Below are 13,532 nucleotides of genomic sequence, written 5' to 3'. Positions count from 1 at the left end.
TAATGCTGAGTTCTGAGTATGACATGAGCGCAATACCTTACAGGGAAACTCAGGTGTTGCACTCAGAATCTGCGGCCAAGCAGTTAAAAGAAAATATAAATGATGCCACGACCTCCATTGTTCTACTACAACTTTAGCTTTAGTAGATGATGCATTATCATATGAAGTATGTGAAAAGTGAACTATTTGATTACGATGTTCTCCCAACACCTCAAAAGCATTTATTACTTCACGATCAATCTTTTCTCCTAAAATATTATGAATCCTATCCACAGAACCTTTCAATGATACAGAATGAAAGTCTCCAGTCCTGAAATTATCTAACCGTGCTAGCTCTGGCTTGCTAATGATAAGAGTCCAGTGCTCACTCATCAATCTAGCTTTAAATATAAGCTCAATAGCCGTATAGAAATCTACAATAGAATTTTTAGGCCTATGATCTAGGTCATCTATAGAAGATCTAAGAAAGTCAATTGCATTACAGACTAGGGAATCAAACATTTCTGTATTTGATTTCTCAACCTGCTCAACAAATTTCCTAGCCATAATTGCACCTCACTTATTACACATTGATGTTTAAACATGCGATACCATATAGAAGACAACAACAAAGTTAATAGTAGCCAAGATTATTAATTTGCATAAGGCAGGCTTTCGCCTGCCCTATCCGCCGTGAGCGGCTAACAGAAGGAAAAGAAAGAGAAATTCAGTCTTGCGGGGTGCGCTGCTGTGCTTGGACGACAGTGACGGCAATGACGTTGAGGATGTCAGCGGTGGAGCAGCCACGCGAGAGGTCGTTGGCGGGTTTGGCGAGGCCCTGGAGCAGCGGGCCGATGGCTTCGGCACCGCCGATGCGTTCGGCGAGCTTGTAGCCGATGTTGCCGGCTTCCAGATTGGGGAACACCAGCACGTTGGAGGTGCCTTTGACGCGCGAGGTGGGCAGCTTGCGCTCGGCGATTTCCGCCACGATGGCGGCGTCGAGCTGCACGTCTTCATCGATGGCGATATCCGGGCGTTGCTCGCGTACCCGATGCGCGGCCTGCACCACCTTGTCCACCGCGGCGTGATGCGCGCTGCCATTGGTGGAGAACGACAGCATCGCCACCCGTGGGTCTTCCCCGAGCAGTGCCTGGGCGCTGTCGGCGGCGGCCAGCGCGATCTGCGACAGCTCTTCCGCGTCGGGGTCGATCACCAGCCCGCAGTCCGAGAAGATCATCCCGCCCTTCAGGTTGTGGAACGGCTTGCACAGCATCATCAGAAAGAAGCTGGAGACCAGCTTGCTACCCGGCGCCAGGCCCAGCAGTTGGATGGCGGTGCGCACCACATCGGCAGTGGTGAGCACGGCGCCGGCCACCGAGCCATCCGCCAGCCCTTCGCGCACCAGCATGTTGGCGAACGTCAGCGGGTCACGAATCTTCTCGGCAGCCTGCTCCGCCGTCATGCCCTTGGCCGCGCGATGCGCGTGCAGCGCCTCGGCAAGCCTGGCGGTGTGCTCGGAGGTGGCGGGGTCGATCAGCTCGAGCCGTGCCAGTGCCTGATCCCCAAGCCCGGCTTCTCTGGCGGTGGCGGCGATGACGGTCGGGTCGCCCACCAGCATCACCTGCGCCAGTCCCTGCTCCGCCGCGTTCACCGCCGCCTGCACCACCCGCATGTCCTGCCCTTCGCAGAGCACGATACGGCGCGGGTCTGCCTTGGCCCGCGCCAGAATGTTGTTGAGTGCCTTCATGTCTGTCTCCTCGCTGCCCTTGGAGGCAGCCGACACATCCAAAAAGCCCCGGACATCAGAAATGGCCGGGGCAAGGGAGAGTTCCAATCCTGCTTGCGCGTCGCGCTACACCCGCTTCATCGCGCTGCCATCCATGACCTGCACAGCGCGATCAGCGACGGGCGTTACACGTAATCCTGATACTTCTCGAGCAGACGCACCGGCTTCTTGAGGGCGTCGCGGCGGAACGGGTCGCCCAGTTCGCGAGTACACATCACTTCGATGACGCAGGTCTTGCCTTCGTTCATCTGCATGTCGACGGCCTTCTTGAGGGCCGGGCCCACGTCTTCCAGACGGTCGACGGTGATACCTTCGGCACCCATGGAGCGGGCGATCTCGGCGAAGCTCTGGTTGTCCAGCTCACCGGCGACGAAGCGACGGTTGTAGAACTCGACCTGGTTCTTCTTCTCGGCGCCCCACTGACGGTTGTGGAAGACGACAGCCGTGACCGGAATGTCGTGACGCACGGCGGTCATGATTTCCATCAGGCTCATGCCCCAGGCGCCGTCACCGGCGTAGGCGATGGCCGGACGTTCCGGCGCGGCAGTCTTGGCACCCATGATGGTCGGCAGCGCGTAGCCGCAGTTGCCGAAGCTCATCGGGGCGAAGAAGCTGCGCGGCTTGTCGAAGCGCAGGTAGCTGTGGGCCACGGAATTGATGTTGCCGATGTCGGTGGAGACCATGACATCTTCCGGCATCGCCTTTTCCAGCTCGCGCAGTACCTGACGCGGGTGCAGGTATTCGCCGCCGGAGAACGGCTTCTCGTCCTTGGCTTCGTCGATGGCGTCGAGGCTGAAGGCGTCCTTCTCGTGGGTCCACTCGTCAAGCTCGGCTTCCCAGGCGGCCTTCTCTTCGCGGATGGTGCTGAGGCGCGAATCCTTGGTGGCATCGCACTCGAGATTGCGACCGGACAGGCGCTCGGTCAGGGCGATGGCCGCTTCACGCGCATCGCCGCAGATGCCGACGGAGATCTTCTTCACCAGGCCCAGCATCTTGTGGTCGGCGTCGATCTGGATGATCTTCGCGTCCTTCGGCCAGTAGTCCATGCCGTGCTGCGGCAGGGTACCGAACGGCCCGAGGCGCGTGCCCAGCGCGATGACGACATCGGCCTGGGAGATCAGCTTCATGCCCGCCTTGGAGCCCTGATACCCGAGCGGGCCACACCACAGCGGGTGGCTGGCCGGGAAGGAATCGTTGTGCTGGTAGCTGTTGACCACCGGCGCGCCGAGACGCTCTGCCAGCGCCTTGCACTCCTCGACGCCATCGGCCATCACCACACCGCCACCGGAAACGATGACCGGGAACTTGGCGCTGGCCAGCAGCTCGGCTGCCTCATCCAGACTCTTGCTGCCACCCGGGCCGCGGTCGACACGTGCCGGCTTGGGAATCTCGCATTCGATCTCGCCATAGAAGTAGTCACGCGGAATGTTGAGCTGGGTCGGGCCCATCTCGGACATGGCGCGATCGAAGCAGCGACCGGTGTATTCCGCCATGCGCGACGGGTGCGTCACGTGGCCCTGGTACTTGGTGAATTCCTGGAACATCGGCAGCTGCTTGCATTCCTGGAAGCCGCCCAGGCCGATGCCGGTGGTGCCGGCTTCCGGCGTGACGATGACCACCGGGCTGTGCGCCCAGTAAGCGGCCGCGATACCGGTGACGCAGTTGGAGATGCCCGGGCCATTCTGGCCGATGACCATGCCGTGACGGCCGGAGACGCGAGCATAGCCATCGGCCATGTGGGCAGCGCCCTGCTCATGCACCACCGGAATGAGGCGAATGCCGGCCGGCGCGAAGATGTCCATCGCATCCATGAAGGCGGAGCCCATGATACCGAACATGTCGGTGACGCCATTGGCGACCATGGTTTCCACGAAGGCCTCGGAAGGGGTCATCTTCTGCTTGCCCTGCACGACCTTGCGATTGTCTGCGCTGTCTTGAGTGCTCATGGCGTCTCCAACTCTAGATTTTATGTTTATTGATACATTTAGTTCCGATTACCGAAACATGTGACCAAAATTAGCCCTCACCGAGCGGTCCGTCAAGCCCGATTTCAGAAAATGATCAAAAACACTCCTTTTTTAGAAACTTCTTCCGATGAATGGAGTACTGTTAAAGTAGGCACAGCAACGCAAGGCACTGACGGGCCGAGCGTTTCGGCGCCACACTGCCCCGCGCACGGATTGAAGGAGGGAATAGCCCATGAACAGTGCCACCCAGCCCCAGGCAAGCCTGCCGCGTGACCGCAAGGACGCTGACAGGGAGGCCAGCAAGGAAGGCAGCAAGATAGAAGGCGATACGCCCGCCCAGCGCCTGCTGGCGTTGCTGGAAGTGATCGCCGCCAAGGACCAGTTCTTCACCCTGCAGGGACTGGTGGAAGAGACCGGCCTGCCCAAGCCGACGCTGCACCGCATGCTGCAGCAGCTGGAAGGCAGCGGCATGCTGCAGCGCGAGGCGGACAACCGTCATTACAGCAAGGGCAGCCGTCTGCGCCGTCTGGCGGAGAACCTGCTGCTCAACGACACCGTACAGGGCGCACGCCACGGCGTGCTCAACCGGCTGATGGAAGAGGTTGGCGAGAGCTGCAACATCACGGCGCTGTCCGGCAGCGAAGTGCTGTATCTGGACCGCGTCGAGACCCAGGCCCCGCTGCGCTTCTATCTGCACCCCGGTTCACGGGTGCCGGTGCATTGCTCCGCCAGCGGCAAGCTGTTTCTGGCCCAGATGCCACCCGCCCAGCGCCGTCGCCTGCTGACCGGCACACCGCTGAACGCGATGACGCGCAACACCCTGACTGACATCGAGTCCGTCGAGGCCGAGATCGAGCAGGTCCGCCAGCAGGGCTTCGCGCTGGATGATGAGGAATTCCTGCCCGGGCTGGTGTGCATCGCGGTGCTGGCACCCAATCCCGATGGGCCTTCCAACATCGGCGTGGCGATCCAGGCGCCGGTAATGCGCCAGTCGCGCGAGGACATGCTCAAGCACCTGCCGGCTTTGGAGCGCGCCGCCCGCGATATCGCCGCCATCCAGCGCGGTGCGATTCCGTCCGCCTGAGGCCAGTGAACTGGGACCAAGGTTGGAGCTGAGCAGAAACCGGGCAGCAACGAACACAAGGTCGTGCTTCCCGTGACGCGCATGAGGGGCTAGCCTGTCGGACTGCCTTTCACACGCCACGTCGAGAACACCATGTCCGCCAGCGATGCCTTGCGTCTTGTCCTGCTATCCACCCTGTGGGGCATGTCTTTCATCTTCATGCGCGTGGCCGCGCCGGAATTCGGCCCGACCACGCTGATACTGCTGCGCATGGGCATCGGCGCGCTGGTGCTCGCCCCGCTGCTGCTGGGCGCGGGCCGGTTGAAGATGCTGTGGGAACACAAGGGCCCGCTTGCGGTGCTGGGGCTGACCAGCCAGGCGCTGCCCTTCTGCCTGCTGGCGCTGGCTACCACCCAACTGGAGGCCGGTTTCACCTCGCTGATCAATGCCACCACGCCGCTGTTCACTGCCTTGCTGGGCATGGCGCTTTTCGCCACACCGATCCAGAAGCAGCAGTATCTCGGCCTAGCCGTGGCCTTCAGCGGCGTCTATGTGCTGTCGAGCGATCGTCTCGATTTCCAGCTCGGCGGCGATGGCTGGTTCATCCTCGCCGCCCTCGGCGCGACCTTCTGCTACGGCTTCGCCTCCAACTTCTCGCGCCAGCGCCTGAATCACCTGCCCTCACCGGTGCTGGCCGCGGGCAGCTCGCTGATGTCGTCCCTGCTGCTGCTGGTTCCGGGCCTGTGGATGTGGCCACAGGCCAGCGTCAGCCTGGAAGCCTGGGGCAGCGCGATCGCGCTGGCGGTACTCAGCACCAGCCTCGCCTTCCTGATCTTCTTCCGCCTGCTGGCCAGCGCCGGCGCCACCGCGACCACTTCCGTCACCTTCCTGGTACCGGTCAGCGCGCTGCTGTGGGGCAACCTGCTGCTCGATGAGGTGATCGATGCGCGCATCCTCACCGGCATGGGCATCACTCTGCTGGGCACCGCCATCGCCACCCGCCTGATCCGGCTGCCGACACGTCAGAAAGTTGCCTGACCGCTTGCCGCATGACGCTTGCCCCATGAACCCAAAGGCCCGCCCCTGAACACGAGATTCATGGGCGGGCCTTTTTGCGTCATGCGGCTTTGGCTCTAGAGCTTTATGGGGCTGGAGAGCTCAGACACTCGTCATTCGGGTCAACCAGCTCAGCGGGTCAATGGAAGCTTCAATCAACCTGCGGCTTCCTCGGCGGCATCGGCCAGCGCTTCGAAGACGCGCGCCACGGCTTCCGCGCCCGGGTCGCTGTTGCCGACCAGATGGGCGGAAGGCACGTAGGCGGAGCGCCCGGCCCGCGCCTTGGCCATCTCGGCGGTGGCATCCGCGCCCTGACGGGCGGCGCGCGCCATCGCGGCCCAGTCGACACGTGCGCTCGGGGTCGTCTGCAGCGAAGACTGCAGTGCTTCCAGCGCCGGCAACAGCGCATCCAGCAGGCTGCGGTCGCCGCGTGAGGCACCGCCGTAATGCTGCATGCGGGCGACGCCGTGACTCAGGGCATCGTGCCAGCGCTGGCTCATTGGCGCCTGGCCATTCGGGTCCGACTGCTCCTTCCAGCGGGTGGCCGCTGCGGTGAACAGCGTCGAGAGCAGCACACCACTGGAGCCGCCCATGCCGTGGGCCAGCTGCTTGCCGATGGTGGCCATCAGCTCGCCGGAATCACCACATGCCAGCTCGCAGTCTTCCAGCGCCTCGATCACCGCACGCGCACCGCTGGCGAAGGTACTGCCGGTATCACCGTCACCGCTGATGGCATCGAGTCGGTCGAGATCCGCCTCGCTGGCAAGCAGGACTTCCAATGCCGCGCGCAGGCGTTGCTCGACCTGCGGGTCACCCGGCAGGCCGGCACGCGATTTCACGCCACGGGCGGCACGCTCCCGGCAGTCGGCCCTGGCCTGGGCACGTCTGGCATCCGAGGCTTCGTCGCTGGCCGTTCTGACGGCGTCCTGACTCGGGGTGAAGTGCGCCAGTGGCGTCACCGGCTGCACACCCGGCCAGGCGACCGGCGCGCAGCTGGCGCTGAGCGCCTCTTCCAGCAGGCTATCCAGCGGCAGCAGCGTCAGCGAGAAGCCGTGCATGTCCAGCGAGGTCATCAGCGGTTGCGGGCCGACCACGGCATGGATGCCCAGCGCCTGCAGCGACGGATGCGTCAGCGCTTCTTCCAGCAGCAGACTGCGCTCCAGCGCCGAGCAACCGCCCAGATCATTGATCAGCAGCAGATGGCCGCTGGCCGGCAGGTCGCCGCCGACATCCTTGCGCGAATGGCCCTGCACCAGCGCCGTGACCACGGTGTCCATGACGGCATGCACGCCGTGGGTGCCCGAGTCGCTGCCAAGCTCCAGCGCCATGGCACCCGGCTCGCCGTGAATGCCCAGCCCCAGTTCCGGTGCGCGCTGCTCTCGCGGCTTGCCGGGATGGCGGCCGACATTGAAGGCAACGCCCAAGGTTGAACAGCTGTCGGCGACGCGGCGCGCGACGGCGGTGATTTCCTTGAGGCCCGCCCCGCGTGCCGCCAGCGCACCGGTGACCTTGTGCACCAGCAGCGTCCCGGCCAGCCCGCGTGGCTGCGGGTTATCGGGCAGCGCCACATCGTCGGCGACGATGACCATCTCGACCTTGAAGCCTTCCTGGCGCGCCCGCTCGGCCGCCAGTCCGAAGTTGAGGCGATCCCCGGTGTAGTTCTTGACGATCAGCAAGGCCCCGGCCTCTCCGGTGACTTCGCGGATCGCCGCCAGCACGGCGTCCACCGTCGGCGAGGCGAACAGCTCACCACACACGGCGGCTGTCAGCATGCCCGCGCCGATGAAGCCTGCGTGCGCGGGTTCATGCCCCGAGCCGCCACCGGAAATCAGCGCGACCTGATCGCGCGCCCAGTCATCACGCACTACCAGGCGCATGCCACTGGCGGGGTCTGACAGCCGCACGCCACTGCCATCCGGGTGGCGCAGTCGTGCGCAGCCTTCCAGCGCCTCGCCGACGACCAGGCGTGGCTGATTGATGAACTGTCGGCCAGACTCGCTGCTACTCATCCTTCTCTCCTTGAGGACACTCGCCCTGCTGATAAAGGCGGCACTTGAAGCCGCCGTTCATGCCTGTCTTGCGTCACGACGCTTCCATGACGCCGGGGGGCCTCGACTCATCCTGCCTTGCCGTCCCCCCAGCGTCGTTCGCGACTTTGCCGGATGCAATAGTCATATCAGAAAATGATGGCATTCGCGCTGCCGCGTTGCGCCACGCCCGTCAATCGAGTGGCCTGAAAGACAAAAGCCCCCGACGCTTGCGCGCGCAGGGGGCTTGGGATGTCGGGAGCCAGCGGGAAGCAGGCAGGCTTGTCATGGCGTTCACCTGGCCTCCTTGGCCCTGGCATCGGCAGACTCGGAATCAGCCGATACGCTATCGCCACGCTCGGTATCGGCAGGAGCGGGCTGCTGCCTTGGCGGCGACTGGGGGGCTGGCCGGGGGGCCGGCGCCTGCTGCGTTAGCGGTGCATGCTGTGGGTGCAGCCAGGAAGGCAGCCGACTCGCGGGGGCCTGCAGATTCGAGGCCTGGTATTCGCTGGCAGAGCATTCCACCGGCGCGTGCACCCTGTAGCCGTGCTTGCCATGGTGCTTGACCCGATACATCGCCTGATCGGCCTGTTCCAGCGCCAGCCCGAAGCGATTGTCGGCATCGCGCCCGAAACAGATGCCGATGCTCAGGCCGACGCAGCCGAGACCACCGCTGATCTCGAGGGGATGCGCGAAGCGCTCCAGCCAGCGACGGGCGATATGTTCAACACGCGGCAGTGTCATGCGGGGCAGCTGAAAGAGGAATTCATCGCCGCCGAAACGCGCCGAGAGATGCTGGTGGATGCCCAGTCGATGCAGCTCATCGTTCAGGCCATGCGCGACCAGCACCAGCACTTCGTCACCGGCACGATGACCGAACTGATCATTGACCTGCTTGAAGCCGTCGAGGTCGATGAAGATCAAGGCACTGTCATCGGCCAGCGGTCGCTGATGCCAGCTGTTGATGGCCTGGCGATTGGCAAGCCCCGTCAGGGCATCGGTACTGGCCAGTGCATTGAGGCGCGATTCGTAGTCCTTCTCATGACTGATGTCGGTATGCGTGCCCAGCAGCCGCAGGGCGTTGCCGTGCTCATCGCGCTCGACCACCCGTCCGCGATCGGCGACCCAGGTGATGCTGCCATCGCGGGCCAGCATGCGATGCACGACCTGATAGACCTCGGTGCGCCCCTCGAGGTGATCATTGAGGTTGGCGAGCACTTCATCGCGGTCTTCCGGGTGCAGGTGCTCACGCCAGACATCGAAATGAGCGTTCAGCTCGCCGGGCTGATAGCCCAGCATGCGCCCCCAGCGATAGTTGAAGATGGTGAGCTTGCCGCTGGGCACTTCGAGCTGCCAGAGGCGCAGGCCGGTACCGTCGAGCGTCGTCGACAGTTTCTCTTCCAGCCCCGCTAGTCGGCGTTCAAGGCGAGCCTTGTCGCGTTCCATCTGCTGGAGTGCTTGTTCCAGTGATTGTTCACGCAGACTCTTGCGTGCCATGCCAGGCCCCCGGTCGACTCCTTGTCCTGCATCCTGTTTATCCATCGGCACACGGCGGACTCCCCCACTCGCTTGCCGATGCATCGCTCACGGTCTAGTGCTATGTCTTGTTGTCCAGACTTGTTGTTATGCCATGTCGTTCTGTCTTGCGATGCTTCTCCGCCTGTTGTGCCTGGCATCCTTGGCGCTTCGCCGCCCAGCCTGGTGGCTGGGCGGCTGTCGCCCGCTCGAGATCAATAAGCATTAACTGTAGCTTAAATATCTAAAACAGAACCTATCGATATAACGTCCAGATGTGACAGCCCGAATGCCGAAAGAATCCCGACGAAAGTCTCAATCACATCAATAGCGCAAAAATGCGCAAGCCATATGATGTTTGCGACTCGCACCCGAGCATCAGCGCATCAGCGCATCAGCGCATCAGCACCTCAGAGCGCCAGCTCGCCACCCTTGGCCACGGCACGCTGAAAGGCCTCGCGCTGACGGATGCGGGCCAGCCATTCCTGGATATTCGGGTGATTCTTGAGCCCCTGGCGCGCATCAAGCGCCTGGATAGGGAAGCTCATCTGGATATCGGCACCGGTCAGCGAGTCACCGGCAAGCCACTGGCGATGCTCGAGACAGGTATCCATGTAGGCGAGATGCGCCTTGATCTCCGGGCTGATGAAACTGTCATTCACCCCCTTGGCCAGCTTGCGCGCGATCGGACGCACCAACCACGGCACCGGTGGCTTGTCGAGGCGCGAGAATACCAGTCTGAGCATCAGCGGCAGCATCGCCGAACCCTCGGCGAAGTGCAGCCAGAAGCGGTAGTCACGCTCGGCCTGGCTGCCGGCGGGTGGGCGCAGATGGGCAGTGCTGCCGCTGCCCTGGCCGGCGTACAGATCGATCAGGTATTCGATGATCGCACCGGACTCGGCGACCACCACCGGCTCGGCATTCTCTCCCGTCAGGGTGGTGTCGGTGATGATCGGCGCCTTGCCTAGCGGGTGAATCTCCTTCAGCGCCCTGGGCGCACGCATGCTGTTGCTGTCGCGGGCATAGGTCTGCAGACGGTATTCAAGATTCAACTCTTCCAGCAGCCACAGGATGCGCTGCGAGCGCGAGTTTTCCAGATGGTGAACCGTGATCATGGGCGTGCTCCTGAAGGTAGGGTCAAGTGCGCAGCGGTCAGCTCCGGGGGCGATCAGCGCTCGAAGATGCTGTCACCCAGGTCATCGATGGTGCGCTTCGCCTTGAGCAGGGTCAGCTCCACGGCGCCCTCTTCGCCCGGCACGGTGTCGGAGCGCTCGAAACGGTGCTCCAGCATCTCGCCGCCTTCCACCGGCTTGCGGATCACGCCCGACACCCGGTATTGACCATCGTGCTTCTGCGGCATCGCCACGATCAGATAGCCCTTGTATTCAGTGGCTTCCGGTTCCTTGACCGGCGCAGGCTCGCCTGCGGCAAACAGTTTCTTCAGCATACCCAGCATGAGACATCTTCCTTGGCCGGCCGCCATGACGGACGCCGGCACTCTACGTGCAGAAATGACAATGAAAAGGGGCTGTGGCCAGCATCGCATGCACCCACGAGGGAGAAAAGCGCCCAGCAACGCCGCTGAGCGCCATGCGTGCCCTGGATGATCAGCACCTCATCAGACGAAATCGCGCCCGGCTCTGGCCGCCGGCAGCGTGACATCCACAGCCGGTTGACGCGGCACGGACAGCCGGATAGCACGACGCCGACCCCTATGGCAGCGAATGGCTGCAGCAGGGGCCGGCGTCATGGTGTTCCGAGATCAGGCTATCGGATCAGAGATTACTCGATGCCACGTCCCTTGCTGGCCGCGATACGCAGGCGCAGGGAGTTCAGCTTAATGAAGCCGGCAGCATCTTTCTGATCGTAGGCGCCCGCGTCGTCTTCGAAGGTCGCGATGGACTCATCGAACAGCGAATCTTCGGACTGACGGCCGACGACGATCACGTTGCCCTTGTAGAGCTTGAGACGCACGACGCCGTTGACGACCTTCTGGGACTCATCGATGGCCGCCTGCAGCATGCGACGCTCCGGGCTCCACCAGTAGCCGTTGTACACCAGCTCAGCGTACTTGGGCATCATCTCGTCCTTCAGGTGGGCCGCTTCGCGGTCCAGAGTGATGGATTCGATGGCACGATGAGCACGCATCATGATGGTGCCGCCCGGTGTTTCGTAGCAGCCACGCGACTTCATGCCGACGTAACGGTTCTCGACGATGTCGAGACGGCCGATGCCATTCGCGCCGCCGACCTTGTTCAGGTACTCGAGCACTTCGTGAGCGGCCATTTCCTTGCCGTCGATGGCAGTGATATCGCCCTTGGTGTAGGTCAGATCGATGTAGGTCGCGTCATTGGGCGCCTGCTCCGGGCTGACGCTCCAGCGCCACATCTCTTCTTCGCACTCGGTCCACGGGTCTTCCAGCACACCACCTTCATAGGAGATGTGCAGAAGGTTCGCATCCATGGAGTACGGAGACTTCTTCTTGTTCTTGGCGTAGTCGACTTCGATACCGTGCTGCTCGCAGTATTCCATCAACTTCTCGCGGGAGTTCAGGTCCCACTCACGCCACGGCGCGATGACCTGGATGCCCGGCTTCAGCGCGTAGGCGCCCAGCTCGAAACGCACCTGGTCGTTGCCCTTGCCGGTCGCGCCGTGAGAGATGGCGTCGGCGCCGGTCTCGTTGGCGATCTCGACCAGACGACGCGCGATCAGCGGACGTGCGATGGAGGTGCCCAGCAGGTACTCGCCTTCATAGATGGCGTTGGCACGGAACATCGGGAAGACGTAATCGCGGACGAAGGTCTCGCGCAGGTCTTCGATGTAGATCTCCTTCACGCCGAGGGCTTCTGCCTTGGCACGCGCCGGCTCGACTTCCTCGCCCTGACCGAGGTCAGCTGTGAAGGTCACGACTTCACAGTTGTAGGTTTCCTGCAGCCACTTGACGATGACTGAAGTGTCCAGGCCGCCGGAGTAGGCGAGAACGACCTTTTGCACGTCGGACATGCTTGACTCCTGAGTTGATGCTTGTAGTTCCCGCGTACCACTGATGAACGCCGTGGCCGCAGGTGGGGTTGGATCGCCCGGTCCAGACGAGCGAAGGCCGCGCAAGCGCAGCCGCTCATCTACCCGAATCACGATGTGACGCCGATTATAGCGAGGCTGGCACCTCACCGATACTGCCAGGAGGGCCAGAGACACCCCGGCACGCGGCCAGCGCCGCGACGCGCCCTTTTCGCCCTGCTACAATTGGCCACCTTGAGCGTCGGCAATACGCACGACGCAGCACGAGATGCTATGACGGGATTGGAGATCTTGATGACCCAGGCGAGCGAGCGCACGCAGATGGCACAGCGCTTCCGTGGCTTTCTGCCAGTGGTGGTCGACCTCGAGACGGGTGGTTTCAATGCCGCCGGTGATGCACTGCTCGAGATCGCTGCCGTCACGCTGACCATGGACGACGATGGCAACATGGTGCCGGATGCGACCTATGCCTTCCACGTGGCCCCCTTCGAGGGCGCCAACATCGAACAGTCGGCACTGGATTTCACCGGTATCGATCTCGACAACCCGGTGCGCAAGCAGGTCGCGGTGGCCGAGAATCAGGCGCTGGGCGAGATCTTCAGCCCGGTGCGCAAGGCCATCAAGGCGCACGGCTGCACGCGTGCGGTGCTGGTCGGCCACAATGCGGCCTTCGATCAGGGCTTCCTGAACGCGGCAGTCGAGCGTTGCGGTATCAAGCGCAATCCGTTCCACCCGTTCTCGTGCTTCGATACCGCCTCGCTTGCGGGTCTGGTCTATGGCCAGACGGTACTGGCGCGCGCCTGCCGTGCCGCCGGCATCGAGTTCGACAACGCCTCCGCCCACTCGGCGCGTTATGACACCGAACGCACCGCGGAGCTGTTCTGCGCGATGGTCAACCGCTTCAAGGACCTGGGCGGCTGGGACCTGGCGATGAAAGAACAGGGCATGAATGACGAGGTGCCGGTCTCGCTCGACGCGCCCGCGCCCTGACTGGCAGAGCTTTTGACAAGCCCTCCAAGCATCAGACATGAAAACGCCCCCGCAGCCTGGCTGCGGGGGCGTTTTTTCTGCTCGGCACTGATCTACCAAGAGCAAGCATGATCAGAGCGGCTCCTATC

11 protein-coding genes are annotated in these 13,532 nt (G+C 62.7%); 3 read left to right on the top strand and 8 right to left on the bottom strand.

The features are described 5' to 3' along the window. From QQF40_RS10570 to xsc, 3 genes are all read right to left on the bottom strand, one after another. A partial coding sequence (locus QQF40_RS10570) for a hypothetical protein (RefSeq protein ID WP_285461267.1) occupies positions 1-546 on the bottom strand: 546 nt, incomplete at its 3' end. A gap of 160 nt (positions 547-706) precedes the next feature. Continuing rightward, positions 707-1,726, bottom strand: coding sequence for a phosphate acetyltransferase (pta, locus tag QQF40_RS10565; protein WP_285461266.1), 1,020 nt, complete (start codon positions 1,724-1,726; stop codon positions 707-709). 164 nt (positions 1,727-1,890) lie between these two features. Continuing rightward, positions 1,891-3,711 carry a sulfoacetaldehyde acetyltransferase gene (xsc, locus tag QQF40_RS10560; protein ID WP_254626986.1) on the bottom strand — a complete coding sequence of 607 codons (1,821 nt, stop codon included), beginning with the start codon at positions 3,709-3,711 and terminating at the stop codon, positions 1,891-1,893. Positions 3,712-3,964: 253 nt separating this feature from the next. On the opposite strand from xsc, the gene QQF40_RS10555 reads away from it, so the two are divergent. Further along, the gene (locus QQF40_RS10555; RefSeq protein WP_175088567.1) at positions 3,965-4,816 is read left to right on the top strand and encodes an IclR family transcriptional regulator; all 852 of its coding nucleotides are present in this window, start codon (positions 3,965-3,967) and stop codon (positions 4,814-4,816) included. 132 nt (positions 4,817-4,948) lie between these two features. Continuing rightward, on the top strand, positions 4,949-5,833 hold the full coding sequence (locus QQF40_RS10550; RefSeq protein WP_285461265.1) for a DMT family transporter: 885 nt from the start codon (positions 4,949-4,951) through the stop codon (positions 5,831-5,833). Between the two features lie 173 nt (positions 5,834-6,006). Here QQF40_RS10550 and QQF40_RS10545 read toward each other — a convergent pair whose 3' ends face one another. The 5 genes from QQF40_RS10545 to QQF40_RS10525 form a co-directional block, all read right to left on the bottom strand. Further along, positions 6,007-7,860, bottom strand: a complete 1,854-nt coding sequence (locus tag QQF40_RS10545; RefSeq protein ID WP_285461264.1) for a dihydroxyacetone kinase subunit DhaK — start codon at positions 7,858-7,860, stop codon at positions 6,007-6,009. 312 nt (positions 7,861-8,172) lie between these two features. Then, a complete protein-coding gene (locus QQF40_RS10540; protein ID WP_217485788.1) occupies positions 8,173-9,375 on the bottom strand; it encodes a GGDEF domain-containing protein in 1,203 nt (400 codons plus the stop codon). 428 nt (positions 9,376-9,803) lie between these two features. Beyond that, complete coding sequence (locus tag QQF40_RS10535) at positions 9,804-10,508, bottom strand: glutathione S-transferase (RefSeq protein ID WP_285461263.1); 705 nt, start codon at positions 10,506-10,508, stop codon at positions 9,804-9,806. Positions 10,509-10,561: 53 nt separating this feature from the next. Continuing rightward, the gene (locus QQF40_RS10530; RefSeq protein ID WP_306424366.1) at positions 10,562-10,849 is read right to left on the bottom strand and encodes an HlyU family transcriptional regulator; all 288 of its coding nucleotides are present in this window, start codon (positions 10,847-10,849) and stop codon (positions 10,562-10,564) included. Between the two features lie 326 nt (positions 10,850-11,175). Continuing rightward, a complete protein-coding gene (locus tag QQF40_RS10525) occupies positions 11,176-12,441 on the bottom strand; it encodes an argininosuccinate synthase (protein WP_282627791.1) in 1,266 nt (421 codons plus the stop codon). 267 nt (positions 12,442-12,708) lie between these two features. On the opposite strand from QQF40_RS10525, the gene rnt reads away from it, so the two are divergent. Beyond that, entirely contained in the window at positions 12,709-13,404 is a 696-nt protein-coding gene (gene rnt / locus QQF40_RS10520; RefSeq protein WP_175088563.1) for a ribonuclease T, read from the top strand. Positions 13,405-13,532 lie beyond the last annotated feature (128 nt).

Origin of the sequence: Cobetia sp. LC6 (assembly GCF_030264805.1) — a bacterium.
Taxonomy (GTDB): domain Bacteria; phylum Pseudomonadota; class Gammaproteobacteria; order Pseudomonadales; family Halomonadaceae; genus Cobetia.
This window is presented reverse-complemented; position numbering and strand designations above follow the sequence as displayed.

What these genes read in the sequence shown, in the direction of transcription:
- pta (WP_285461266.1), bottom strand. Translation starts at nt 1,726, where the DNA reads ATGAAGGCACTCAACAACATTCTGGCGCGGGCCAAGGCAGACCCGCGC.
- xsc (WP_254626986.1), bottom strand. Translation starts at nt 3,711, where the DNA reads ATGAGCACTCAAGACAGCGCAGACAATCGCAAGGTCGTGCAGGGCAAG.
- QQF40_RS10555 (WP_175088567.1), top strand. Translation starts at nt 3,965, where the DNA reads ATGAACAGTGCCACCCAGCCCCAGGCAAGCCTGCCGCGTGACCGCAAG.
- QQF40_RS10550 (WP_285461265.1), top strand. Translation starts at nt 4,949, where the DNA reads ATGTCCGCCAGCGATGCCTTGCGTCTTGTCCTGCTATCCACCCTGTGG.
- QQF40_RS10545 (WP_285461264.1), bottom strand. Translation starts at nt 7,860, where the DNA reads ATGAGTAGCAGCGAGTCTGGCCGACAGTTCATCAATCAGCCACGCCTG.
- QQF40_RS10540 (WP_217485788.1), bottom strand. Translation starts at nt 9,375, where the DNA reads ATGGCACGCAAGAGTCTGCGTGAACAATCACTGGAACAAGCACTCCAG.
- QQF40_RS10535 (WP_285461263.1), bottom strand. Translation starts at nt 10,508, where the DNA reads ATGATCACGGTTCACCATCTGGAAAACTCGCGCTCGCAGCGCATCCTG.
- QQF40_RS10530 (WP_306424366.1), bottom strand. Translation starts at nt 10,849, where the DNA reads ATGCTGGGTATGCTGAAGAAACTGTTTGCCGCAGGCGAGCCTGCGCCG.
- rnt (WP_175088563.1), top strand. Translation starts at nt 12,709, where the DNA reads ATGACCCAGGCGAGCGAGCGCACGCAGATGGCACAGCGCTTCCGTGGC.